Source organism: Thiobacillus sp. SCUT-2 (genome assembly GCF_035621355.1).
Taxonomy (GTDB): Bacteria; Pseudomonadota; Gammaproteobacteria; order Burkholderiales; family Thiobacillaceae; genus Thiobacillus; species Thiobacillus sedimenti.
The window spans coordinates 1,805,078-1,828,508 of the sequence record NZ_CP141769.1 but is presented as its reverse complement, the minus strand read 5'-3'; the positions used below and the strand labels follow the sequence as shown (position 1 = coordinate 1,828,508).

Annotated in this window: 24 protein-coding genes; 8 read left to right on the top strand and 16 right to left on the bottom strand. The window is 61.0% G+C overall.

Annotation, left to right across the window (positions count from 1 at the left end):
- Window positions 1-59: 59 nt before the first annotated feature.
- The 13 genes from VA613_RS08985 to VA613_RS08925 all read right to left on the bottom strand — a co-directional run bounded on the left by VA613_RS08985 (window position 60) and on the right by VA613_RS08925 (window position 10,648).
- A complete protein-coding gene (locus VA613_RS08985) occupies window positions 60-614 on the bottom strand; it encodes a hypothetical protein (protein ID WP_324778748.1) in 555 nt (184 codons plus the stop codon).
- Between the two features lie 68 nt (window positions 615-682).
- On the bottom strand, window positions 683-1,081 hold the full coding sequence (locus VA613_RS08980; protein ID WP_324778747.1) for a hypothetical protein: 399 nt from the start codon (window positions 1,079-1,081) through the stop codon (window positions 683-685).
- A 70-nt stretch (window positions 1,082-1,151) separates the two neighbouring features.
- Window positions 1,152-1,379, bottom strand: a complete 228-nt coding sequence (locus tag VA613_RS08975; RefSeq protein ID WP_324778746.1) for a hypothetical protein — start codon at window positions 1,377-1,379, stop codon at window positions 1,152-1,154.
- 10 nt (window positions 1,380-1,389) lie between these two features.
- Window positions 1,390-1,803, bottom strand: coding sequence for a DUF6915 family protein (locus VA613_RS08970; RefSeq protein WP_407702836.1), 414 nt, complete (start codon window positions 1,801-1,803; stop codon window positions 1,390-1,392).
- 10 nt (window positions 1,804-1,813) lie between these two features.
- Window positions 1,814-2,293: a DUF6878 family protein gene (locus tag VA613_RS08965; RefSeq protein WP_324778744.1), complete on the bottom strand. Its 480-nt coding sequence runs from the start codon at window positions 2,291-2,293 to the stop codon at window positions 1,814-1,816.
- Between the two features lie 99 nt (window positions 2,294-2,392).
- A complete protein-coding gene (locus tag VA613_RS08960) occupies window positions 2,393-4,528 on the bottom strand; it encodes a ParB/RepB/Spo0J family partition protein (protein WP_324778743.1) in 2,136 nt (711 codons plus the stop codon).
- A gap of 185 nt (window positions 4,529-4,713) precedes the next feature.
- On the bottom strand, window positions 4,714-5,496 hold the full coding sequence (locus VA613_RS08955; protein ID WP_324778742.1) for a hypothetical protein: 783 nt from the start codon (window positions 5,494-5,496) through the stop codon (window positions 4,714-4,716).
- Complete coding sequence (locus VA613_RS08950; RefSeq protein WP_324778741.1) at window positions 5,493-5,864, bottom strand: DUF2958 domain-containing protein; 372 nt, start codon at window positions 5,862-5,864, stop codon at window positions 5,493-5,495. The genes VA613_RS08955 and VA613_RS08950 overlap by 4 nt, the downstream gene beginning before the upstream one ends.
- On the bottom strand, window positions 5,861-6,817 hold the full coding sequence (locus tag VA613_RS08945; protein WP_324778740.1) for an ArdC family protein: 957 nt from the start codon (window positions 6,815-6,817) through the stop codon (window positions 5,861-5,863). Before VA613_RS08945 ends, VA613_RS08950 begins: the two co-directional genes overlap by 4 nt.
- Window positions 6,818-7,032: 215 nt before the next feature.
- Window positions 7,033-7,239 (bottom strand): hypothetical protein, encoded by a 207-nt coding sequence (locus VA613_RS08940; protein WP_324778739.1) that lies wholly within the window; start codon window positions 7,237-7,239, stop codon window positions 7,033-7,035.
- A 232-nt stretch (window positions 7,240-7,471) separates the two neighbouring features.
- A complete protein-coding gene (locus tag VA613_RS08935) occupies window positions 7,472-8,836 on the bottom strand; it encodes a PDDEXK nuclease domain-containing protein (RefSeq protein ID WP_324778738.1) in 1,365 nt (454 codons plus the stop codon).
- A 2-nt stretch (window positions 8,837-8,838) separates the two neighbouring features.
- Complete coding sequence (locus tag VA613_RS08930; protein WP_324781232.1) at window positions 8,839-10,092, bottom strand: tyrosine-type recombinase/integrase; 1,254 nt, start codon at window positions 10,090-10,092, stop codon at window positions 8,839-8,841.
- 193 nt (window positions 10,093-10,285) lie between these two features.
- Window positions 10,286-10,648, bottom strand: a complete 363-nt coding sequence (locus tag VA613_RS08925) for a JAB domain-containing protein (protein ID WP_324778737.1) — start codon at window positions 10,646-10,648, stop codon at window positions 10,286-10,288.
- Window positions 10,649-11,003: 355 nt separating this feature from the next.
- Here VA613_RS08925 and VA613_RS08920 point away from each other — a divergent pair, with 355 nt between their 5' ends.
- From VA613_RS08920 to VA613_RS08910, 3 genes are read left to right on the top strand one after another with little or no spacing between them, the layout of a single operon-like run.
- A complete protein-coding gene (locus VA613_RS08920; RefSeq protein WP_296653369.1) occupies window positions 11,004-11,654 on the top strand; it encodes a hypothetical protein in 651 nt (216 codons plus the stop codon).
- Window positions 11,651-12,862, top strand: a complete 1,212-nt coding sequence (locus VA613_RS08915) for an XRE family transcriptional regulator (protein WP_296653364.1) — start codon at window positions 11,651-11,653, stop codon at window positions 12,860-12,862. Before VA613_RS08920 ends, VA613_RS08915 begins: the two co-directional genes overlap by 4 nt.
- 19 nt (window positions 12,863-12,881) lie before the next feature.
- Window positions 12,882-13,130, top strand: a complete 249-nt coding sequence (locus tag VA613_RS08910) for a hypothetical protein (RefSeq protein WP_296653361.1) — start codon at window positions 12,882-12,884, stop codon at window positions 13,128-13,130.
- A 49-nt stretch (window positions 13,131-13,179) separates the two neighbouring features.
- Here VA613_RS08910 and VA613_RS08905 read toward each other — a convergent pair whose 3' ends face one another.
- The 3 genes from VA613_RS08905 to VA613_RS08895 all read right to left on the bottom strand — a co-directional run bounded on the left by VA613_RS08905 (window position 13,180) and on the right by VA613_RS08895 (window position 16,280).
- Window positions 13,180-14,457, bottom strand: coding sequence for a hypothetical protein (locus VA613_RS08905; RefSeq protein ID WP_296653359.1), 1,278 nt, complete (start codon window positions 14,455-14,457; stop codon window positions 13,180-13,182).
- Window positions 14,458-14,526: 69 nt separating this feature from the next.
- A complete protein-coding gene (locus VA613_RS08900) occupies window positions 14,527-15,822 on the bottom strand; it encodes a hypothetical protein (RefSeq protein ID WP_296653356.1) in 1,296 nt (431 codons plus the stop codon).
- Window positions 15,823-15,851: 29 nt separating this feature from the next.
- Window positions 15,852-16,280: a helix-turn-helix domain-containing protein gene (locus tag VA613_RS08895; protein ID WP_296653352.1), complete on the bottom strand. Its 429-nt coding sequence runs from the start codon at window positions 16,278-16,280 to the stop codon at window positions 15,852-15,854.
- Here VA613_RS08895 and VA613_RS08890 point away from each other — a divergent pair.
- From VA613_RS08890 to VA613_RS08870, 5 genes are all read left to right on the top strand, one after another.
- Window positions 16,257-16,667 (top strand): C40 family peptidase, encoded by a 411-nt coding sequence (locus VA613_RS08890; protein WP_296653350.1) that lies wholly within the window; start codon window positions 16,257-16,259, stop codon window positions 16,665-16,667. The two genes, VA613_RS08895 and VA613_RS08890, sit on opposite strands and share 24 nt — an antisense overlap.
- A 163-nt stretch (window positions 16,668-16,830) precedes the next feature.
- Window positions 16,831-17,910, top strand: coding sequence for a type IV toxin-antitoxin system AbiEi family antitoxin (locus VA613_RS08885; RefSeq protein WP_296653347.1), 1,080 nt, complete (start codon window positions 16,831-16,833; stop codon window positions 17,908-17,910).
- On the top strand, window positions 17,910-18,806 hold the full coding sequence (locus VA613_RS08880; RefSeq protein WP_296653343.1) for an antitoxin: 897 nt from the start codon (window positions 17,910-17,912) through the stop codon (window positions 18,804-18,806). The genes VA613_RS08885 and VA613_RS08880 overlap by 1 nt, the downstream gene beginning before the upstream one ends.
- A gap of 120 nt (window positions 18,807-18,926) precedes the next feature.
- The gene (locus VA613_RS08875) at window positions 18,927-19,706 is read left to right on the top strand and encodes a Hachiman antiphage defense system protein HamA (RefSeq protein ID WP_296653341.1); all 780 of its coding nucleotides are present in this window, start codon (window positions 18,927-18,929) and stop codon (window positions 19,704-19,706) included.
- Window positions 19,690-23,199 carry a DEAD/DEAH box helicase gene (locus VA613_RS08870; RefSeq protein WP_296653339.1) on the top strand — a complete coding sequence of 1,170 codons (3,510 nt, stop codon included), beginning with the start codon at window positions 19,690-19,692 and terminating at the stop codon, window positions 23,197-23,199. Before VA613_RS08875 ends, VA613_RS08870 begins: the two co-directional genes overlap by 17 nt.
- Window positions 23,200-23,431: the final 232 nt, after the last annotated feature.

Genomic DNA, 23,431 nt, shown 5'->3' with positions numbered 1-23,431 from the left:
CAAGCCCAGGGCCGCGCTCTCCTCCGACCTCTGGGCTCACCCGCGTCTCGGCCTGCCTCTCACTCTCCCTGGTCGGGCGGCGGCGTTGGATGGGATCGCTTCGGGCCAGCCTCATCCGAGTCATCGAGGCCAGCTTCGGCGAGAAAGTCCTCGATGAGATCGTTGGTCGATTTGCCGATGATCGTGTCCGGCGTGATGAGGATCGCCATGCCGCCGAAACCATCCGGGCGCATCTTGCTGCAGGTGAAGGCCGCGACGACGCTGAGATAGCGCAGTGTCTTCGAGCGCTTGACGATGTCCTGAAAGAAGAATTCCCAGGACGTGCCGCTCAGGTCGAGCTCGACCTCTGTGTCGTGGGGGTCAAGCTCGGCGAGCTGCTCGACGACATGACGATGCGCGGTGCTGTCGGGGTCTGGTGCAGCACCGAGCGCCGCTTCAAGCTCGGCGCGCGTCGCAAAGATCATGGTCGAGGGGCTTTCCTCGGCGAAGAAGTACCAGCCATCGTGATCGCGCTCGCAGCCGAAGATGCGCAACAAAAGCAGCCGTTCGAGCGGCGTCATGTCCGCATCGGGAATGGTCTGCTGGATCACGGTTTGTTCGAAGTAGTCGGCCATGGGGTGTCTCCAGAAACAACAAACCCGGCGCGAGGGCCGGGCGGGTGGAAGGGATTTGGAGGGTGCAGTCAGTCAGGGTCTCTCGCGTCTGCGAGGATGGCTTCGGCTTTTGCGATCGCCGCGTCAGCACGCTCACGCCAATACTGAGCGTCGGCCGGGCCACCTTCGGGCGCGTGGGCGAAGACTTTGAGGAGCCCAAGCAGAACCTCGAAGTGCTCGGACTTGCGTTGGAGGCTCTCGCCGAACTGTGCGGGGATCGCCAGCGGCGGCACGCTGTAGGGCTGTGTGTCACCAGGCCATACGCCGGTGACATAGGTCTCGCCGGAGGATTCGTAATCTTCCTTCTGATCCGACCAGTCGTCGTCTTCGATGGCGAGACGACAGGCGGCTGCGAGGGTGTCAGCTTCGTAGCTGCGCTGCCGGAAGACCGGCAGCCGGTAGGTGGTTTCGATGGTGAATGTGGCCATGATGACCTCCTTGAAATGCAGAAAGCCCGGCGTGACCGGGCTTTTGCGAGCGGATTGAGAGTGGTTGGGGCTAGGACCGTTCAGACGGCTCGGGATCGTCGATCTCGCCGTCGACGACACGGACGTTGAGCGTGTAGGTTCCGATCAGGGTGTCGGCGTCGAGGAAGCCCGCACCCATGAGGCGCGAGCGAATGGCGTCGTCGGTCGCTTCGGCGGCCCAGACATATTCGCGGCGATCCGCAATGGTGTGGCCGTCTTCGTCCTCAAGGTCGAATTCGAGGATGGCTTGAATCTTCATGACGTCCTCCTCACGCTTGAGCGGTGCGCCGCACCGAAGGCGCAGTGGCGGGTTCGTGATCGTCGGATGTCACCGCGAACGGATCGACCAGCTTGTGGATCGGTTGCGCGCGGCCCATCCAAGGTTGCGGGCGGATGCAGCGGACCCAATCGGCGAAACTCGGGATGAAGCCGAGATCTTCGATGACGTGCTGTTCGCCGATCAGGCGCACCGGCACCTGGCGGCCGGTAGAGATGGTGATCACGGGGCCGAAGAAGCGTTCCAGCATGAAGATGCCCTCGGCATGATGCCGCAGCGCCCGATGCCGGAAGTCGGCGGTGATCGCCTTCGACTCGTCGAACCATTGGTGCAGCGGCAGGTAGTCCTCCGCGGCACCGCCCCACTTCTTCACCGAAGAGAGGGCATGGTGATAGCAATGTCCCATTGCAGCCTCCTCAGAATGTGTGGGTGTAGTTTTCGGATGCGGTGTAGCGCTCGTTGTAATCGAGCGTGATCGTCCGCTCGGCTACGTCGAAGACGATGTCGCCATAAGCACCGTCATTGTCCTCCCAGCCCGAATGGGTCTGTTCGAGAACGTCATAGGCGAGGCTCTCGACGGCGGCGCTGATGTTGACCGCAGAGCGCTTCAATTCGACCTCGCCCCATAGGGCCTCGCCGACTTCGATCGTGCCGGCGGGCATACGAGCCTCATCGTCACCGATCCGGACCTCGACATTCTCGATCTGGCCGGAATCGCCGTAGCCGTCAAAGCTGACGATGACAGCGGTGATGCCAGCCAAGGCCAGTGCATTAAGGAGTGCCGCCTTGTTCTGTTTGAACACCTCGGTTTCGAGCTTGGCGTGGGTCTGAGATTTCAGCTCCCAGTCCGAGAGTGGCGGATTGGGTTCGGGCGTGATGTCGGACGTGCTGGTCATGGAATCCTCCTGAAACGGAAGCGCCCGGCGCGATGGCCGGGCGGAGTGAGGTGGACAGGGAGATGAGCGGGACGGCTCGTGCCGCCCCGCTCGTGGTCGTTACTCGGCAGCGATCACGGCCGGCTCGTCGGCCTCGTCCTCGCTGGCGCCGTCCTCGTCGTCGGCGAGAAAGGCGGGCAATGCTTCCTCGTCGCCGTCTGCGTCGGCATCAGTCGCGTCGGTGCCCATCGCCTCGGAACCCCGGAGCGGCTCGGGCAGCCAGCCGGTGCCGTCGAGCAGCCGTTCGGCCTCCTTCGCCATGTCCGCCTTCTTCAGATGATCGATGAGCTGCGCCGATTGCTCGCCCTTCGCCTCCCGCACCGCTTCCAGGATGCGAGGCTTGGTGACCCGGCCGAGATAGTTGTCGACCGTCGGCCGCCAGCCCGCATCGACCATGTCGAGCCCGACGGCGCGCGCGAGCCGGTCGGCCTGGACGAGACGGCGCTGGACGCCGTGAACGGAGACGCCGGGGCCGCCGTAGCGGTCGCCCTTTTCATAGAGGGCGTTGACGCCGAAGGAGACGCAGTGCGCCAGCAATGCGCCCCGGCTGGCGTCGTCGAGTGCGGCGAGCCAATCCCACAGCGCAGCCTCGTCCTTCGGCATGTCGGCCTTCCAGGCGTCGTGCCGTTCCGCGACCGCTTTGGCGGACGGGCTGTCCTTGAGGTCGGCAGACTGGATCGAGAAATACACCTGCCGCACCGATGCTTCGAGGCAATTGCCCGCTGCCGTGTGCTGGAAGGTGTCGAGGCAGAGCTTGTGCAGCAGCGCCGTCATCGCGACATGCGGGTTGTTCGCCACGGCATCCCGCAGCGCCAGTGTGCGGTAGGCAGTCAGCTCGCTGACCAGCCGATCCGGCAATGGCTTCACAACATCATCGTCGTCATCCTCCGGCTCGGATTGGCCGCCGATGGTGATGATGGCGCGTTGAACTGACGGCGTGGCGGTGTCAGTCCCAGCTTGCTCGACGGAGGACGCGTCGCCTTCCTGGTCGGGTTCGATGACCGGCGCCTCGTCCTCGGGACGGACATAGCCGCGATCGACCAAGAGCTGACCGTCGTGGTCGATGCTCACGAAAACGCCGGCACGGGCGATGTCGGCCGGATCGAAGATCTGCGGCTGGGTCTCGAACGCCTCGAGCGCGGTTTCGATTTCGCCGAGCCGCTGGTCCACCTCGTCGGGCAACTCGTCGGCATCCTGATATTGCGCCTCGAGCTGGTCGTACTCGGTGCGCAGCGCCTCGCGCGTGGCCCGCTCCTCGTCGGTGAGATCGGCCGGCACGCCGTCGAGCTGGCGCAAGCCGTGGTCATGGCCATAGGGAAATTCGCTTCCCACAGCGATCCACTTCCAGCCCTCGGCCGCGATGGTCTCCGCATCGGCCTTCAGCTTCTGGGTGACCAGGGTTTCGAGAAGGCCGACATCCTCCAGCCAGCCGCCGTCGTCCTGCTGAAAGAGATCGCGCATCACGATGCCTCCGGCGCTCTCGTAGGCGTCGATGCCGACGAACAGCACGCGCTTGTCGGAGGCGCGGACCGTCTTCTCCGTCAGCATGCGGCGAATCTGATACGGCTCCTGGCTATAGGAACGCTGAAGCGCGTCCCAGACCTGCTCCTGGCGCGTGTGATCGGTCGTCACGGTGAACGCCATGAGCTGTTCGAGCGAGATGCCATCCTCGGCATAGACGTCGAGCAGCTTCCCGGAGACCGCGGCGAGGCGGAGCCGCTGCTTGACGACGTTCACGCCGACGAAATAGGCGGCGGCGATGTCTTCATCCGACAAACCCTTCTCGCGCAGGGTCTGGAAAGCCCGGAACTGGTCGAGCGGATGCAGCGGCACGCGCTGGACGTTCTCAGCGAGCGAATCGTCCTCGGCGAGAATCTCGGTTGAGGGATCGCGGACGACGCAAGGGATCGGGGCAGTCTTGGTCAAGCGCTTCTGCTTGACGAGAAGCTGCAGGGCCTGGAAGCGGCGGCCGCCGGCGGGCACCTCGAACATGCCGGTCTCGGCGCCATCGGTGTCGAGCACGGGCCGGACATTGAGGCTCTGGAGCAGGCAGCCGCGGCGGGCGATGTCGGCTGCGAGGTCCTCGATCGAGACACCGGCCTTCACGCGCCGGACGTTCGACTGGGAGAGGATGAGCTTGTTGAGGGGAATGTCGCGCGAGGCGCTGAGGGTGATCTTCTGAACGGCACTGGCCATCGGGATATACTCCGCGACGGGCGCCGGGAGACTCTCTCTCGGCTTTCAACCCGTCACGAAGACCGGCGCAGCCCTCTTCCTCTAGGCGACCGCAGAACCGCACACCTGGGACTACGCCTTTACGGGGATCAGGCTTTGCGTGACGGCCTTCCACCGCGCGGATCGGGGCGATGACGATCGGTCTGTCAGGCCCGCGGGTTCTCGCCGCCGCGTCGCGCGAGCACCGCGACGTGGCGGACGACGACGGGCCGCGCATCGGCGTCGCGCGCCAGGCGCTCGATCAGAGCGGGATCGTCATCGGAGCATTCGCCGCGCACTTCGATATCGACCCAGTGACCCGCGCGCCCGACGTGAGAGTCACGCAGGCGGTGATTGGAGCAGGTGTAGAAGCTCTCGTTCGGGTCGATGAGCCGAACCCGTGAGCGCAGAAACAGCATCCCCGAGCCGAGATTGCCGCAGAACAGCAGTTCGTCGGCGGCCGTGGTCTTCGGTCCGCCCCCGACCTTGCGCGCACCGATTTTGCGAAACGCTTCGTCGAAGTGCCTTGGGTTCGGCGTGGTCCGTGCGGATATTTCTTGGTGAAAGACCCAGGGCGGCCGCTCCGGATCGATGCGGCCGCGTTCGATCTGGTGCAAGAGATCGGCGAAATATGATGGGTCCGCCGGATAGGGACAGTTCCGCCAAAGACGACGGACTTTCGCTCGCAATGCGCCATCCAGCGCGAATAGACGCCAGCGCACGTCACGCCAGCGGGCCGCGCGGTCTCTGCGGCGCGCGCGCTGCGCGTCCATCCAATCGATGGCGCGTTCGTGCATGACCGCATCGACGGCCGGCTGCTCGACGGCGATTTGATCGGAGAAGAGGGGCAGCGCCTCTCGTTCGAGGCGCTGCTTGCGAGAGAGGGCAGCACGCTTGCGCGTGGTGTCCTCGAACGGGGTCGGCCGTGGCCAGCGGCGGAAGCGCATCATCGCTCTCCCCGCAACGCCGCCGCGGCCGCGCGCAACAGACGCTCGCTGCACACGATGCTGCCCGCCTGTCGCGCCGCCTCGGCATAGACCGAGAGCGGGAACAGGCCGTCGAACAGAATGTCACGTTCGATGCCCATGCCGAACGGCAAGCGCAGCGACGTCATCTCCGCGAGGCTGAACGATCCCAGTTCGGGGTCGCCAAGATCGGCGAGACCGAACAGCGTGTCGCCGTCAGGATCGAGCTCAGTGGCGAGCCAGGTGCCGATGCCCAAAGGATTGAAGAACTTTACGACAGGCACATGGTCGAGGCCGCTGCGGTGGCCGTTGGTGAGCAGACGCTCGCGCAAGTCCGGGGTCAGGAGGATCATGCCGCCCTCCGGTCGCTGGAGTGTTCCGAGGCTGCCTTCTGATGCTCCGGCAGGAAGCCGAGCAGATAATCGGCGGCCTTGCTCGCCTGCGACGCGGCACGAACAATCGCGCGATTGTCTTCGCGCAGCACCTCGAGCCATGAGCCGATGTAGTCGGCATGGCGCACGGTCGGTACGATGCCGAGCGAGGCGCAGCAGAACGCCGCGTTCATCTCAGCGATCAATTCCTCGAAGGCGTACTTCTTCGAGCCGAACGAACCGGAAAGATCGCGGTTGAGCCGCGAAACATGGCCGCTCGCATGACCGAGTTCGTGCAGAGCCGTTCGATGCCAATTGATCGCCTCGAAATAGGCTTGCGGCGGCGGGACCTGCACGTAGTCCGCGTCGGGCGCGTAAAAGGCGCGACTACCGCCGATGCGGAAGTTGATCGCCGTCGCTTTGATCAGCGCTTCGACGGTGGGTTCGATCAGCCCGGGCTCGGGTGGCGGTGCGACGGCGGCGAGATCCTCGGGAAGGCCTTCGCATTGCGCGAGGTTGAAGACGGTGAAGCGCTTCAAGAACGGGATCGCCTGAGCTTCTTCACCCACCTCTCGCGCCCGCTTTTTCTCATCATCGGGCACAAAGCGATCGGCAAAGACGACGGTGGTGCCGTGCTCGCCTTTGCGCACATTGCCGCCAAGCGAAAGCGCTTGGCGGAAGGTCAGCCAGCTCTGAGCCGAGAAGCCGTGCTCGATCACCGACCCCCAGAGGATCAGCACGTTGATCCCAGAGTACTGCCGGCGGGTCGAGGCGTTGTGCGGCAAGGCGAGTGGCGCCTTCGCCGCCGCGGTCCCCCAAGGCTGGACCCAAGGCACGCGCCCAGCCTCCAGCTCCGTAATGATCTTGTTGGTGATCTCGTCATAGAGGTTCGCCCGGTCCGCGCCGGCGCGCGCATGAGCAGTGTGTCTGGACATCGCGGTTCTCCGCGACGGGCGCCGGAGGCCTCTCCTCCAGTCCTCAACCCGTCACGGAAAACCCGGTCCGCACTCTCACTCTACGGGGGCGTTGCGGGGATCTCCCCGCAGAAGGGGGTGTGCCGGCGACGTTGGCGCCGGCCAGGGGGAAGGCATTCCCCCATGACCATGAAGAACGATTATCTGCGGGAAGCCTTTGCCGTCTAACAGGCTGGTTAGACGCTTGCTGTTGGCGCCCTTTCGGGTTGATCCAGGGCCTTCAGCCGCTCTGGCACGTCGAGCAGCTTTAGGGCGGCGGCGGTCATGGTTTCAGCAATCGTCGGATACGTTTCCGCCGAGCTTATGGAAACGCCACCTGGGAAGTTTACTGTCGCCTGATAGCCATTGCCCTTCGGCGTGGCTGAAAGTGTGATTTCGGTCATCTTCGCACCTCCGCCTTCGTACAGTGGTGGAGTTTAGCGTAAGGTGCCAAGTGACAACATCCTCGGGGGGCCAAAAACATCAATAAGAGCGCCATCGCGAGATGGCATTATGTTGGCCGAAAAACGTCAATGATTCCGAAACCGCGGAATTTCATGATGCCGTGGATCTGCCCTTGATCGGCCAAGAGACATTCAACAGGAGCATGGACTGAGATCGGCGAGCAATCTCCATTCACGCATCGCGGTTGTGGTCGGTGAGCTCCGCGAGAAACGCTGTGCCGATGGAGACGGCATGTTCGGCCGCATCTGAGTCAACGTCGACGCCGTGAGACGCTTCGTTCATGACGCGCAGCGCCTCTACGAACGCGCCAGTGCTTGGCGGTGCGAGACCGCGCCGTTGGAGATCCTGCAACATCGGGCCGATTCCGATTGGACGGGTTGGCGCGAAGCCCTTGGCCGCAGCGAAGTGTCGAAGCGCGCGTTCGATCTCGATGCGCAGCTTGACCACGGACATCAGCGGAAATTCCCGTCCAAGCTCCTCGATCGTTGGAAGATCCCGCTGGAGTCGAGAGGGGAGTGAGGTTGAGACTTTGTATTGGGCGATACCCATTGGTTTGGTGGTGTCGCGAAGTGAATATTCGACCACTACTTCGTTGCGGCCTTTGCAAAGGATGATCCCGATGGTCGGCTGATCGTCCTTATGCCGTAGCTGGTCATCGACGGCCGACAGATAGAAATTCATCTTCCCGGCGAATTCAGGCTTGAAGTCCTCGATCTTGAGTTCGATCACCACGAAACAGCGCAGTCGCAGATGATAAAAAAGGAGGTCGAGGTAATAGTCCTGGTCGGCGACCTCGAGATGATATTGGCTGCCAACGAACGCGAATCCCTTGCCAAGCTCGAGGATCAGTGCGCGTAGATGCTCGATCAATCCCTGCTCGAGATCGCGCTCCAGCATTTCCGGCCCCAACGACAGGAAGTCGAAGCTGTAGGGGTCTTTGAGAATCTGCTGAGCAAGCTCGGATTGTGCTGCGGGAAGTGTGCGGGTGAAATTCGTGAGGGCATTGCCCTGGCGGGTGAACAGGCCGCTTTCGATCTGATGGATAAGGACGTTGCGACTCCAACCGTTTTCGATCGCTTGGCGCGCGTACCAAGCACGCTCTGGCGCCGCCTTTACGGCATCGAGCAGGCGAACATTGTGACCCCAAGGCAATAGTGCAACAACCTGTTGCACAAATTCGAGGTCGGGCCAGGCCTCTGCGAACGCTCGCATATATTTGAGATTTCGGGCGGATAAACCCGTCATCTCTGGGAAGGCTCGCCCGAGGTCGACCGCGAGCCGGTCGATAACCTTCGTGCCCCAGCCCTCGTTCGCCTGACGGGAGAGAATGTCTCGGCCGATCCCCCAATAGAGAAGCACAAGCTCGCGATTGACCGAAAGCGCTGCACGAAGCCGCGCTTCGGTGATGCGCTGCTTCAATTCGGTCACGAGTTCCGCATACCCCTGTACGCTCGCTGAGGTCGTGACGAGCGGGGCCTCCAGTGAGCGGGTTTTGCCCTTTTTCGACGGCGCCGGTCTGGAACGCTTGCTTTCCACTGTCAGGCAGCTTGCTGCGTGGTTTCGGCTGCGGCATCATAGACGTTGGGCGCATGCTTCTTTTTCGTCAGCTTGGAACGCTTCTTGCTCAGCATCGCTTGCACGAACGCATTCCACTTTTTCATGGCGGCCCGCTTCTCCGGCATGTAGCTCCAGCGATCGTAGCTCTTCGAGCTGACGTCCTGCAGCGTGTGATTCTGTATGCGGTCGCGAATTTCCTTCGAAAGGCCGGCTTGGCCGGCGAGCGTCTTCCAGGTCCTGCGAAGATCGCGATTTGTCACGACGGGGATTACTTCGCGTTCGCGCTGACGCCACATGAATGAGTAAAGCGTGCCGTGGCTGACCGGCTTGGTCGGATCGGTCGCGGAAGGGAAAAACCAGCCATGGGCGTTGGGCTTGATCGACTCGATCAATTCGGCCGCGATGTCGGGGACGGGAATGGCGTGGGGCTTACCGTTCTTGGTTTTTGACCAGTCGACGATCCGCTCCTTCGCGTCCCACTGGTCGATATGGAGGCGCGCGATCTCCTCGACCCGCTGTCCGGTCAGCATGAGGATGCGGACGGCCCGGGTGTAGGGCGGGTGGACCGGCGCGTCGGGGCATTCGAGCCAGCGATAGAGGCGCAAGAACTCCTCTTCGTCCAGCCAGCGGGTTCCGACCTTCTTGGGCTCAGTGGGAATGCCGGCCGCCGGGTTGTAGACTAGGCGGAAGCGCCGTTGCGACGCGGTGCGGTAGTCGTGCTCGGACTTCAAGCCCCAGCTATAGGCGGATCGGATGTAGCTGCGGACGTGATCGGCCATCGAGCGCTTGCCGCGTTCATAGATCGGCCGAATGATATCCGTGACCTCGTCGGGCTCGATGTCCCGTGCCGGGCGGTTGCGGCCAAGCGTGTCGGCAATTTTGTTGAGGCCCTTTTCCGCTTCCTTCCACGACGATTTTTCTGAAGCCTTCAGGTGAGCAACATAGGCTTCGAAGAGATCGGCTACGGTGCCGGGACGCGTATCGCCGGCGATTTTGATGCTGCGACCTTTCTGGATCATGTCTGCGAAGTCGCGGGTGAAAATTTCGCGCGCCTTGCTGAGTGACATCGACGGATACGAGCCCAGCTTCTTCTTGAGGCGCTTCTGATCGCGCCACTGCTGCGCCATCCAGTCCGCGGTGACCCGTGTGGGCATCGGCTTCATGACCAGGACCAGACGGCCGGTGCCATGACCCTCGCCATCGACTAGGCTGAGCTGTTTGCCGGTCTGTTCCACCTGCTTCAAGGCTCGGCGTATCTCTCCATCAGTAAGGCTTGGCACTGGGCTCTCCCATCGGCTCTCAGGTGGGGTCGCCAGACGGGTAGTAGGGGTCGGCGACTGGGGTCACAAGGGCGACTGATCCCCCTCAAAACCGACCCCAATATGCCATAGCGTCCGGCCCTACGACAAGTCATAAAATCCAAGTGATTCAATAGGAAGGAGCGTGATCGAGTGTGATAGAAAAGGGTCGAGTGGGATGGTTGTGCACCAGGATCAGCGCCGCCGAGTTGCGCGCTAGCGACTCCTTGACCACTTCGCGCGGATACAGCGATGTCTGGCTCACCGTGCCGCGGAACATCTCGACGTAGTCGATGACGCGGTTCTGCGCATCCAGATGGATGACCGCGAACACCTCGTGCTCCAGCGTCCCAAGCTTGATCCGCAGGAAGTCGCGCACCATCTGCGGTGAACTTAGCGCCTCGCTGCCGCGCATCTGAGCGGTCAGCACCCGCAGTGCCGCCTGCAGCACCTCGTCGGCCTGGGCCGGACGGTGACGCCAGCGGCCAACCACAGGGCGGACGCGCAGCCCTTGAGGGCGAGAACGACGTGGTACGTTGAAGGGAACAGCAAGACCGCCACCACACACCGCCCCCTTTGCCGTTGGCAAGCGCAGCGCGCAGGCCCTCAAGGGCCGGAGGCGTCAGGGATCAAAGCCGAATGGCCACGATTCGGCACGAAGCGTGGGGTGCAGCAAGCCCGCGAGCCCGACGGCGGTACGCCGAGACGTAGAGAAGTGATATAGGTTTTTTCAGTCCAGTAGCCGGTGTATTGAACAGGCATCGAAACGGAGCAGCCGTTTACCACTTTTAAACGAAATTTAATTGGTGTATATTCCTCTTAAGCGAAATCAGCCTCGGGCCGTTCATATGACTATCACCCCTAAAGATTCGATTCCTGACTTGCTGGTACGAAACATCCCACGCAGCTTGATAATGGGAATTGATGAGGCCTTGTCCGCGGGCGCGCAGCGTGCCTATGCCTCTGCCAAGGGGATGGATGATGGCCATCTACCGCACGTTGTCGGTCAAATGCGGCATTTCCACATGAATGAGTCCTTCCAGCGAGCGCTTATCGTTGGAGATGCTTCGCCGAGTGCGATTCGGGGCAATGGCATTGTGACAGGACGGACTGGCATCTTTACGTTAGCCAGATTCAATATCCCTGAAGGATTCTGGATTAACGGGCGGCGGAGCCATACCCGTAAACAACTGTCGCTGGCAAACAAGGCAATCGAGCCTTTGGTCCAGCCGGAATTATTTGAAGCTTACACACCGCCATCTGAGGCGGTGGCATTCTTTGTGGCTTGCTTCCCAGGGTCGCTGCAATATCGGCCTGAGTCGCCGGTTTCCATCCAGGTCGCTGTGCCTGATCGATACATGCGCGGTTGGCTATTTCGCGAACAGATCGATGTCTTTGTGCAACGCTACGAACAGAAGCCCGCGATTCAGGACGACCTCGCAACGCCGAAGTTGAAGAAAAATATCGGGAAGCAAGGTACGGGTGGAACTTCGCCATGAGCCGTGGCGGCATTCAAGGCTTCCAGAGGGGTCGTCTCAGCCAGATACTGGCCGCGCGCCGCCTGAGCCAAGTGCAACTGGCGTCGCTTGTAGGAGTTTCGCCAGCAACAGTTAGCAAGTGGCGTGCAGGTACCCAAGCGCCTGAGCGCGACGCATTGGAGCGTCTTGCAAGCGTCGTCAATGTCACACCGGAATGGTTTACCCGCCCGCCGACACCAAAGGTCTCATTGCCATTGTTTCGCAGCAACGCATCTGCGCATGTTGCTGCCCGCGCGATGCTTGAGGCCCGATTGGAATGGGGACAAGACATTGCTGTAGCTCTGTCAGAGTTCGTCGACTATCCGGTTCTGAATTTGCCCAGCCGACTGTTTTCTGATCCGGAAGAGATTACGTCAGAGGAAATCGAACTTGCAGCTAGTGAGTGCCGCGATCTATGGCGGCTTGGTCGATCGGCTGTTCAGGATCTTGCACTTGCGGTTGAGGGCGCCGGTGTCGTTCTGATCCGTGAAGAGACTGGCATCGCGCAAATCGAAGGTTTGTCGGCGTGGAGTGAGGTGCTTGATCGTCCTTTTGTGTTGCTCTCCGCTGATAAGGATAACGGGTATCGCAGCCGTTTCGATCTGGCCCATGAACTTGGTCATTTGGTTCTTCATCGACACATTCCGCGACCGACTGAGCGTGATCGCCACAAGCAGTTGGAACAGCAAGCGCACCGATTCGCGGGCGCGTTTCTCCTGCCGGCTGAAACGTTTGCCACCGAAGTACGCATGCCTGTCACGCTGGATGATTTGTTGCTGTTGAAGCGCCGCTGGGGTGTTTCTGTCGGTGCGATCGTAATGCGACTTCGTGCATTGAAGATTTTGGACGAAGAGGGTGCTCAGTCACTGTTCAAGCGGCGCTCCGCGCGCTGGGGTGCCAAATCCGAGCCAGGCGATGGTGATAGGTCACCAGAGCGGCCGCGTCTGCTGCACCGTACCATCGATTTGTTGGTCGATGAGAACGTCATGCCGATGGATGCAATTCCCAGGCATATCGGGTTGGCTGCACATGACATCGAGTCACTGGCCGGGCTACCGGAAGGTTATTTCCAAGGCAAGGGCAAGGTAGTTCAGCTTGCACGCATGCGCAGTGCGCCAGTGAGTTCCGGGGATCGACCGGCGATGGATAGTAGTACGGTGCTGCCGTTCCGGTCCCCTCCCAAAGCTTGATTCACCACAGGAGATCGACATGTCGAAAAACACAAAGCAAACGTCTTCTCGCATCGCTACGCTGGCGGCGGAGACCTTGCAAAATGAGCGCGCCTCCCAGACAGCCAAGAGCCTCGCAGCGTCGGCGCTTGCGCAGCGCAACGGTAGCAAACAGACCGGGGCGGAGATGGAAGACCTGGCTGCAAAAGTGCTTGCCAGTAAGCACTATGCAGACGAAACGAAGGAACTGGCTGCGTCAGTTCTGAGTCAGTCGAACAAGGCTCGCTGATTTTCGTGCGGCGCAGCCGAGTATGTTGAGCGTTTGCCTGTACGCTTCCCTAATGGGCAATCGCTTCGTCGGGGCCATGCCGTGATGATTGAACGGCCGCGACTACTGCTCGATCGCCACTCAGAACAGCCTCGACCAAAGTGACGAGCGCTGCGGTTGTGTCGGCGTACGCGCCTATATAACCCGATTGAATGAGATCGAGAAACGCGCCCTGACGGATGTAGCGGCCACCGAGTGTGTTGTAGCTGATCCGAAATGCCCCGTGCGGTCCTTTGCAGGATGGGTCCTGCAACAGGCGTTCATAGTGATCAATTGGCGTGATGATGCTGCCGTTGGCCAAACTGCCATTGCGCCGCACGAACTTCAGGTAAAACACGGCGGGATTCAAACGGTATTCGAGTGGTCCCGCCGCGTGTGTGGCGGCGAAGGCGTGCATGCGCCGCACCTCATCGGCCATCTTCGAGTCGGGACGGTAGAGCCAGTCGGTGGGTTCGCCCAAGCGTCCATTCGGCTCCAGCATCTTGTACTGCACCATCACGATGTTTTTCTTCGTGAGGTTGAGGTAGATGAGATCCACGCCGAAGACATGCTCCAGGTCACGTCGGTTGGCGGTGAATACTTCAAGTTTGTCGGCACCTTTCTCAAACAAGGCGCGCCCGGTGATATGGCTCACCGAGAGCGTATAGCCAGGGACAGCGCGTGCATCATGTTCGATCACTGAGTCTTCCATCAGAGGTACGCGCGCCAGCGCCGTGGATTGCGATTCGACCAAATCAATACGACTGGCACGGTCGCTGGCTGCCAAGCCGAACGCTTTGAGTGCGGTCTGCACAGCATCCTCTTGCACGGCAGCGAAATTAGCGTAGCGCTTGGGTGCTGTGAGGGATTCGGCCACCGCGCGAATCGGCCCTTGGTTCGCCGAAATTGCCACGAGCGCATCAATTAGAGCGCCGCTCAGCTTTGGCGATAGCACGAGTACATCCGCTGAAGACCGCAATTTCTTTTGCAGTTGTGTCGCATGGGTTGTGCCATTGAGCAGCGCTGACACGGCTTGCTCCGTATCGGGCGCCATGCTGACCGCACGCTTGATCTTGATGCGCGTCTCCAGCGTGGTGACCGGACTGCGTGAACTGACAAGACCGATGTAGGCAAAGTGTTCGATCTTTTCAGGGGTGGCCCATTCGGAGAGTTTCCCAAAAATCAGGCAGATCGTGGGCGTCTTGATGTCGGCACACAGTTCATGTGCGCGCGCCAGCGTGAACTCGTTCAGTCCACGCCGCGAGGCATGGAGCTGACCGCTGTCGTTCTCGTCCAGGCGAAGAATCACGCAAGGCTTTGTCTGCACGTGCTGCCGTAGCGCGTCGAGCCATGTTCGGTCTTGAGAGCTAGGCATCGGTTAACCAATCTCCGCAATAGAAGTACCGCCGCTGTCATGGCTGCGCTGCAGGTCGGAAACTACCTTCATCAATCGATTGATCGGTTCGGCCAGGCGTTTGGGTAATACGCGGTGCTGCGTATGAATTTTCTGGTCGGCAATCCAGCGATGCGCGACCCAGACATCGTCCTCGGGATGGTCGTTGTCCACGCCATTGCGGTATTTGTAACCCACAAGCGCATCGGCGTGCGACAACAGTAGCCGTGCCATCGTCATGTGAAAGCGATGGGCCTGCAGGTCTGCGGGGCTCTTAGGGCGCGGGACGGTCAGACGCAGGCATTGATGGTTGTTGAACTGTTCCCAATCGGGGCCGACCACCTGGCCCGCATGCTCCAGCATCTTGCGCGACTGTTCGCTCTTGCCGTTGACGATGGCGACGGCTACCGAGCCGCTTGGGTAGTCCAGTGTCTTCGCTAGTAGCTTCATCCAGTTCATCAGCTTGCGCAAGGTGGCATCGTCTGCAAACATCAGGTACTGGTGCCGTTGTTCCCTGTCTAGAAACGTCGGCAACTGGGCGTAAAGCGGATATAGAAGATCGTGGAGGTAGATGTAAGTTTGTCGGCGGCCCTGCTCGTGGCTGCGCGTTGTAGCGGTCAATGCCTGTTCGGCCCACTGCGCATTGATGTCGTCCACCGTCATCTCGGTAATGTCGATGGAAATGAGTGCAAAGCCCAGTGATTTGCCGATCAGGGCTTTTCGCCCGTCGAAGGCGTGTCCTAGTTCGATTTCAACACCACCGAGCACCATGGGCTCGGTCTGGATCGGCGGCCCGAGTACCGCGATGTCGAGACGAAACCGACTACCGAAGGGTGTATTCAGTGTGTGTTCGGTAACGACCTGATCGGCGCCGAGCAGCAGATTGCCCTCTAAGGGATAGTCCGATGCCTCGGCGTCCTTGAACGCCCACGGCATCGCAAGACCAGCCGCAAGCCGGCGCGCCAACTCGGCGGCGATCAACTCCTTCGCGCGCCGGTGTTCGGGACTCTCATGTACGGCGTGCTGCCGGCTGGTTTCTTCTTCTTCGAACTGCGTCTTGATGTCGTAGGTCTTCTCTGCGGGTAGTTGGCGGAAGTGGGAGCGCCTACGTAGCTTGTCGTTTTCGAAGGAGGGGCTTACCCAGGTCACCATCTGATGGATGGCACCAGGCGCGACCAAGGGCCATAGTTTACGGGCGTGCTCGCGGCTACGGACCTCGCGCGCGGTGATGCGTGTTTGAAAGAGACCTTTTCGGGAAAAGACGACGACCGCTTCATCCATAGTCGAACTGCCTTCTCGCTCGCATCTCGCTATCTGCTGCCCAATAGAAGGGCTGCGAGCAGGCCCAAGCCTATGGCGACGGCCGCAGGGTTGTCGGGCTTCTCGGCGATGACGGCAACTCCTTGCAAGCTCAATTGTGTTTCGTATTGATCTGCCAAGCTCAGAACTTGCGCAGGTTGAAGGTGTAGTTGTGTGCTGATGTTACGCAACTGCGACAGATTGAGTACTGATTCGCCGGACTCCAGCCTCGAATAGGCCGATTGTGATAGGCCAAGCGCCTCCGCGATGGCGCCTTGCTTGATGCCACGAATCTCGCGCTGCTGCGCGAGTATCTTACCCACCAGGGAGGGGTAGGTAACAACCGGCCGTGGATGGGGGATTGACTCCTTGCGCATGTATGCGTTTAATGCAAATATGTTTAACGAGAGGATATCATGATCCACACCAATAATCAGCAAGACATCTGGGGACTTCCTGCCGGTACGGTCATTCGTGTACGCCATGGTTGGTACGACCATGTGGGGTTACTCAGTGATCACCATATCGAGGGCGAGAGAGGTGTTCTAGCATTTTCGGCCCAAGAGCAGGGCTTTGTGGAACAGGCGTTCCACGCATTTGCGCAAGGACGCCAAGTGAGGATCGATGGCTATCCAGGGTCGCTTCCGCCGGCCATCGTCATGCACCGTGCCCGGTTGAAGCGAGGGCAGAAATATTCGTGGGCCGGTTTCAACTGTGAGCACTTCGCTCATTATGCGCACGGGTTGCCGATCGAAAGTCCTCAGTTGCGACAATGGGCGTTCTTGGGGAGCGTGTTTAGTCTTCTGGTTTTCGCAGCACGCGCCTGATGCGCAAAGGCCATGAGCGGGAGACCGACGGCAAGAACGACTTGATTTTGTGAAACCCGAGAGCGGTACTCGCATGGCAAATTCGCTGGTCAGCGAATATTGCTTTCTTGTCGAATATTCGGTATTGTTGCATTATTCGCTGTACAGGGAATAATGGCTGGCCATGATCGAATCGCACGCTGCCGAACAAGCCATGATCGAGCAGTTCCTGGAATCACTCCGGGAGCTGCCGGACGCGCATGCCGAGTTGGATTCACTGGAACCCGCTGTGCAGGCCGCCGACCGACTCGACGCCAAGATCGATCTGCACGTCGCCGGCAAGTCGATCGTCTTGCTGGTCGAAGTAAAGAAGACGGTTTACCCCCGAGATGTGCGCCAGGTGTTGTGGCAATTCAAGTCGCTGCACCACGGCCAATATGCCGACGCACAGTACCTGCTCATTGCCGAATCCCTTTCGCCTGGGGCGAAGGAACTGCTCAGGGCCGAGCGTATCGGCTATTACGACAGCGGCGGAAGCCTATTCTTACCGGCCTCCGGCGCCTTCGTCTTCATCGACAAGCCACCTCCGAAGACCTTGGAAAAATCGGTGCGGTCGTTGTTTTCAGGGCGGCGCGCCCAAGTGCTGCATGCGCTTTTGATCAATCACGAGGAATGGTTCGGTGTCACCGAGGTGGCCGAGAAGGCACAGGTGGCGCCGTCAACCGCTTCCGATGTGCTGGGTGAGCTGGAGCGGTTCGACTGGCTGGTATCGCGTGGGCAGGGGCCGAGCAAGGAACGCCATCTTCGTGAACCCGGTGCATTGCTCGACGCCTGGGCCAAGCAGCTTGCCACGCAGCGCGTACCGGCACTACGTCGCTACTACGTGCCAGGCCTAAAGTTCGATGCCCTGATCGAGCGGCTCGGCCAGGTCTTCGATGCGTATCAGGTCAGTTACGCTGTGAGCCACGAAGCCGCCGCACAGCGCTATGCCCCCTTTCTATCCGGTATCTCACAGGTGCGGACCCGGTTATTACCCGGCGCTGGGGCCGACACGGCGATGGCCGAACTGGATGCACGCGTCGTCAATGAAGGGGCGAACCTCGCGGTCATCGAGACGAAATCGGCGGGAGAACTGTTGTTCCGCCAGCAAGTCGGCGGTGTTTGGCTGGCGAGTCCCATTCAGGTTTATCTCGATTTGTTGCGCGGCGAGGGCCGGACCAAAGAGATGGCGGAGCACCTGCGTCGAGAAAGGCTAGGTTTCTAATGGCCAAACCCGCGACGCTCGATGGCTACAGCGATCAGTACACGCTCGACTGCGAACGCGTTCTCGTGACGCTGCTGCGCGGGCTCGGGCCTTGGAAGGACTCCGTCTACCTAGTCGGCGGTCTCACTCCGAGGTACTTGGTCGCGGCCAGGCCGCCGGTGGTGCCAGCACATGCGGGCACGCTCGATGTCGACATCGTGATTGACCTGCAAATCCTGGCCGATACCGAGGCGTATCACACGCTTGAGGATAACCTCAAGAAGATGGGCTTCGAGCGGGCCGAAAACAGCGCCAGGACAAAGCTCTCCTGGCGTTGGCAGACCCGCACGGAACACGGTGCGCTGATGGTGCTGGAACTGCTGGCGGATGCGCCGGACATCGCCGGCGGCAGGGTACAGCCGTTGCCGACCGAAGGCACGATCTCGGCACTGAACATTCCTCATTCGTCCATCGTCTTCGACCTTCACCAAGTTACCGAGATCCAAGCCGAACTGCTCGGTGGCAACGGCATCGCCACGGAGCAGATCAAGCATGCCAACCTGGTCAGCTTCACCTGCCTGAAGTCGTTCGCGTTCGACCAGCGCTTCGAGCGCAAGGACGCGCACGACCTGATCTATTGCATTGAACATGCACCCGAGGGGGCGAAAGCCGTCGCCGAGGCCTTCCGCAAGGAGCTGGCAGGTAAGCACGGCGACGTGGTCAAGGCTTCTCTGTCAATCCTGCGCGACCGTTTTGCGCAGGACGACAAGACCGAAGGCTACCGCAAGGATGGTCCTGTGTCGGTCGCGAAGTTTGAGCTTGGCGAAGGCGACGAACCCGAACTGCGCGAGGCGAGGGCGTTGCGGCAGCGCGAGGCAAGCGACGTGATCGAGCAACTTCTCGGACGGATCGGATAGGGACTGTGTGATGATCAAAGAGATATTCGTCGGCATTAACAAGCATCGCCGAGCTCCTGAAACCGGCTCGCCCGTAGCTCGTGTCCGCGATCTCTTTTCTCGCTGACCGGGAGAAAAAGCGTGGTGCAGTTCAACGATTGGTGCGTTTCAGTCGACGAGGCGGTCGGGAACCACTTCCGCAGAGTGATGACCGGACAGGCGGCAAGCCTCTCAACGGGGGTCCAGGCGACCGCGGCCATTGTGCCAGGGCACTATGCGTCAGAAGAGCAGGTGGCGCGCGCTCTCGCGCGTCTCGGCAAGCCGGCTGCGGCAGCGTTGATCCAGGGCATGCTCCCAACAACGAAGGCGATCCGTTCCGGCGACCTTGGCGAAATCTACGCCACGGAATGGATCGATGCGCATAGCGGCGGCTATCGCGCCCCGATCAAGCGCCTGCGCTGGAAAGACCATCGCAATATGGCGATGCGCGGCGACGACGTGATAGGCATCCTTCTGGATGCCCAAACCCAACGCCTTCATTTCTTGAAGACGGAAGCCAAGAGCCGCGTCACGCTCACCGCCCAAGTCCTCACGGAGGCGCGGGCCGGCCTGGACAAGGATGGCGGACTGCCATCCGCGCACGCGCTATCCTTCATTTCGGCCCGACTTCTCGAACTAAATAATCTACCGCTCGCCGACGCGATCGATGATGCGCTGCTGAAGCACGGCATCCCGCTGCAAAATGTCCGGCATCTGCTTTTCACCTTTTCCGGCAACGCGCCGGACGCCATGCTAACCGCTTCTCTTCAGGCCTACCCTGGACCAATCAATCAGTGGGGGGTCGGCCTGCGCGTCGAGGGGCACGCCGCCTTTATCGGCGCAGTCTATGATCGAGTAATCGCCGATGCCAACAACGCCTGAGGCAATCGCAGTAGGCATCGCCGAAGCGGCAACGGCTGGTTTTCGCGGCCGCCTCCTAGCGCGCGGTCAGGCGCGAGCGATCATCTGGCGTGACGGGGTTCTCCCGCCAGATGCCCCGGCCTTTGCGCCGCAGCTCAGCTTTGACCTGCATTCTTATGGGTACGCCCTTTTCGGGTTGGGCCTTCGCCTGCGTGAACTCGGTGGGGAGGCCGCGCTGGCGCGAACTGCCTTTGAGCAGGCCGCCGCCGCCCTTGAGGCGGTGATCGCAAAAGGCAATCGCGAGGAGGTGGATCGCGACTTCCACTTCATCATGGCAGCGGCGAGCTATCATCTCGCGCATCTCTCGGCTCGCGCTTTCTCGCTGCTGACGCTCGTCGAAGCCGATGAGAATTTCGCGCCAACCGAACGGGTTCTTGCGTTATTGATGCGGCGGAACTTTCGCGAACTTCGCGCCAGCGTGCTTGACTTCCGCGCCTCCGGCAAAGGCAGCGACGCGCGAATCGCGGCGGGAATTCAAGCCAGCCTCAATCAAATCGAGGCGGCGGCTGAATTGACGGATGGCAACGATTTTCTCTTCGAAGGCTTGGATACAGCGCTAGTCGACACCTTTATGTCGGCGATGGCTCTATTCCTGATCGCGCTCGAACGTGGCGAGCAACCGCTGCTTGACCAAGCGCTGGAGCGACTCCGTACGGGGCTTTCCATCTGTAGCGAGATGAACATGCTTCCGCAATGGTGGGTGTATCGCATCGCCATCCACCTTCTTTCTGACCTCTGGTCGAGCACTTTCCATGAAAGGGTGCCGCTCCAACCAGTGGGTGGCGAGGCGGCCGACTGGCCTCGACTTCGCGAGCTTTTCATCGCCCTGTTGCAGCAGCGCTCTAAAGCCGAGGTGGATCTGTGGCCTTCTCAGATCGAGGCGGCTATCCGCGCGGTTGACCGGTCGGATGATCTGGTTGTCTCGCTGCCCACCAGTGCCGGCAAAACACGTATCGCCGAACTATGCATCTTGCGCTGTCTGGCCAGCGGAAAGCGAGTGGTCTTTGTCACGCCGCTGCGCGCGCTGTCCGCCCAGACCGAAACGACGCTGCAGCGGACCTTCGGCCCGCTTGGGAAGACGGTCTCCGCACTCTACGGCAGCATCGGGGTTAGCGGCTTCGATGAGGACGCGATCCGCGAGCGCGATATCGTTGTCGCGACGCCGGAGAAGCTCGACTTTGCGCTTCGCAATGATCCATCCCTTCTCGATGACGTCGGCCTGCTCGTCTTCGACGAGGGTCACATGATCGGCCTCAACGAGCGCGAGGTCCGCTACGAGGTGCAAATCCAGAGGCTTCTTCGTCGTGCGGATGCGCATGAACGGCGAATCGTGTGCCTATCGGCGATTCTCCCCGACGGCGACCAGCTCGATGACTTCGCTGGATGGCTGCGCCGCGACCATCCGGGCGGCCTGATAAAGCACGACTGGCGTCCGACGCGGCTGCGGTTCGGCGAGGTAGTTTGGGCATCGCCTACTGCGCGCCTGAATCTGCGCGTTGGCGAAGAACGGCCCTGGGTCCAGCGGTTCCTCACCGGATCGGCGCCGCCGACCTGGGTGCCGCCCAAGCGTCGTCGAACTAAGCTATTCCCGTGCGATCAGCGCGAGCTCTGCCTGGCAACGGCTTGGCGGCTTGTCGAGGATGGGCAAACAGTCCTTATCTTCTGCCCGGAACGGCGCAGCGTCGAGCCGTTTGCTGGAGTGATCGTCGATCTTCATGGGCGCGGCGCGTTGCGCTCGTTGCTGGAGGCAGATACTGCTGTGCTCAACACCGCGATTGCGCTTGGCGAGGAATGGCTCGGGCCGGATAGCGCCATCCTCAAATGCCTGCGCCTCGGTGTGGCGCTGCACCATGGCGCCTTGCCAACAGCCTACCGCAAGGAGGTCGAGAGCCTGCTGCGCGACAACGTTCTCAAGGTCACCATTTCGTCACCGACTCTAGCGCAAGGTCTCAACCTGTCGGCTACGGCCGTGGTTATGCATTCCCTCCATCGCGCCGGCGAACGGATTGAGATATCCGAGTTCAAGAACGTGATTGGACGGGCCGGACGGGCCTATGTCGATGTGGAAGGCATCGTACTCTTCCCGATGTTCGACGAAATTGCAAAGAAGCGGAGAAACTGGGAATCGCTCATAAACGATCTCGGTGCGCGCAACATGGAGAGCGGGCTGGTGCAGCTAGTCGCGGCGCTGCTGTCCCGGATGAACGCTCACATCGGTGGAGACCTGAACCAGCTCATCGAGTATGTCGCGAACAACGCTACAGAGTGGACCTTCCCTGAGGTCGCGAACGAGAAGCCCGAGGACCGTGAGCGCGCCCTTGCGAATTGGGAACGGCACGTCGCAACGCTCGACACGGCTGTCCTCAGCCTCATCGGCGAAAATGATATTCCGGACGATGGGATCGAGGCCGCGCTGGACGATATCCTGCAATCATCTCTCTGGCACCGCCGACTTCTGAGGCAGAACGAGCAGGTACAGCAGGTTCTTAAGGCGGGCCTTGCTTCGCGCAGTCGGCTTATCTGGAATCAATCGACCGCCGCGAGCCGCCGAGGCTATTTCCTGGCTGGCGTCGGGTTGGAAACCGGACAGGCGCTGGACGCCATCGCAGCGGACGCCAACCTTCTTCTGATTCAGGCCAATGGAGCCATCCTGAATGACGATGCCGAGGAGGCGATCGCCACGATTACGGCTATCGCCGAACGCGTCTTCGCCTTCTATCCCTTCACGCCTGATCCCATGCCGGCCAATTGGCGCGACATCGTCCGCGCTTGGCTTCTCGGCCAGCCTCTCTTCGGCATCGCTGCCGGTCTAGAGTCGGAGACACTGCAGTTCATTGAAGGTGGACTCGTCTATCGTCTGCCGTGGGCAATGGAGGCTCTTCGCGTTCGTGCGGCCGCCAACGGCGACACCATCGATGATTTTCCACTCGATGTCTATGAGCTCGGTTTGGCAGTGCCTGCCGTGGAAACCGGAACGTTAAACCGCTCCGCGTCCATCCTCATTCAGGCGGGGTATAGTTCAAGGCTCGGCGCTATCAAGGCCGTCATCGACACCGGTGCAACCTTCCGGACGGGCCAGGAGCTTCGGCAGTGGCTCAGTTCTGAAGCCGTCGCCGCATGGAGCGCACAGCCCGATTGGCCGACCCCAGAGACAAAGGCGATGTGGACGGAGTTCGCGCAAAGCTTCAACCCGCGCGACAGCCGAACCTGGGCGGATCGTCGGTACAGGGCAGCCGTGACATGGTTTGGCGTCCCGCCGCCGCCCGACACGCCCGTCCATATCCATCACTGGGCCGGTCAGCCCAGCGTGCTCTCGGCTGATGGTACGCCGCTGGGCACAGTGCAGGCCGCGCTTAATCCCGGAAGGGCGGGTCTAGTGCGCGCTCAAGTTTCTCAAGATGTGAGCAAGATCGAACTCGCATATCTTGGGCCTGACGACCTGTCTGGCGCCTAACATGCGCGAAGAACAACTTGCGGACGTACCTGGTGAAAGCTAGTGGTCGTGAGGTGAAGACGGTGAACTGCCATACGGGCAGTGGTGGTCGGTCGCCAAACGGAAGGTTCCTGAAGTTCTAGGAACTGCGCAAGCGAGTGACGGGTTCCCGATCCGATCATGTCATGTCTTACTTGGGGACGTGGCAGCTCCGTCGCCCACCGTTGCAAACCTAGCCGTGCCTATTGCAGGC

Bases quoted from the DNA above. Each gene is read 5' to 3' on its own strand.
- VA613_RS08965 (WP_324778744.1), bottom strand. From the start codon at position 2,293: ATGACCAGCACGTCCGACATCACGCCCGAACCCAATCCGCCACTCTCG.
- VA613_RS08920 (WP_296653369.1), top strand. From the start codon at position 11,004: ATGACTATCACCCCTAAAGATTCGATTCCTGACTTGCTGGTACGAAAC.
- VA613_RS08880 (WP_296653343.1), top strand. From the start codon at position 17,910: ATGGCCAAACCCGCGACGCTCGATGGCTACAGCGATCAGTACACGCTC.
- VA613_RS08950 (WP_324778741.1), bottom strand. From the start codon at position 5,864: ATGATCCTCCTGACCCCGGACTTGCGCGAGCGTCTGCTCACCAACGGC.
- VA613_RS08915 (WP_296653364.1), top strand. From the start codon at position 11,651: ATGAGCCGTGGCGGCATTCAAGGCTTCCAGAGGGGTCGTCTCAGCCAG.
- VA613_RS08980 (WP_324778747.1), bottom strand. From the start codon at position 1,081: ATGGCCACATTCACCATCGAAACCACCTACCGGCTGCCGGTCTTCCGG.
- VA613_RS08955 (WP_324778742.1), bottom strand. From the start codon at position 5,496: ATGATGCGCTTCCGCCGCTGGCCACGGCCGACCCCGTTCGAGGACACC.
- VA613_RS08885 (WP_296653347.1), top strand. From the start codon at position 16,831: ATGATCGAATCGCACGCTGCCGAACAAGCCATGATCGAGCAGTTCCTG.
- VA613_RS08945 (WP_324778740.1), bottom strand. From the start codon at position 6,817: ATGTCCAGACACACTGCTCATGCGCGCGCCGGCGCGGACCGGGCGAAC.
- VA613_RS08975 (WP_324778746.1), bottom strand. From the start codon at position 1,379: ATGAAGATTCAAGCCATCCTCGAATTCGACCTTGAGGACGAAGACGGC.
- VA613_RS08870 (WP_296653339.1), top strand. From the start codon at position 19,690: ATGCCAACAACGCCTGAGGCAATCGCAGTAGGCATCGCCGAAGCGGCA.
- VA613_RS08970 (WP_407702836.1), bottom strand. From the start codon at position 1,803: ATGGGACATTGCTATCACCATGCCCTCTCTTCGGTGAAGAAGTGGGGC.
- VA613_RS08900 (WP_296653356.1), bottom strand. From the start codon at position 15,822: ATGGATGAAGCGGTCGTCGTCTTTTCCCGAAAAGGTCTCTTTCAAACA.
- VA613_RS08960 (WP_324778743.1), bottom strand. From the start codon at position 4,528: ATGGCCAGTGCCGTTCAGAAGATCACCCTCAGCGCCTCGCGCGACATT.
- VA613_RS08910 (WP_296653361.1), top strand. From the start codon at position 12,882: ATGTCGAAAAACACAAAGCAAACGTCTTCTCGCATCGCTACGCTGGCG.
- VA613_RS08940 (WP_324778739.1), bottom strand. From the start codon at position 7,239: ATGACCGAAATCACACTTTCAGCCACGCCGAAGGGCAATGGCTATCAG.
- VA613_RS08985 (WP_324778748.1), bottom strand. From the start codon at position 614: ATGGCCGACTACTTCGAACAAACCGTGATCCAGCAGACCATTCCCGAT.
- VA613_RS08890 (WP_296653350.1), top strand. From the start codon at position 16,257: ATGATCCACACCAATAATCAGCAAGACATCTGGGGACTTCCTGCCGGT.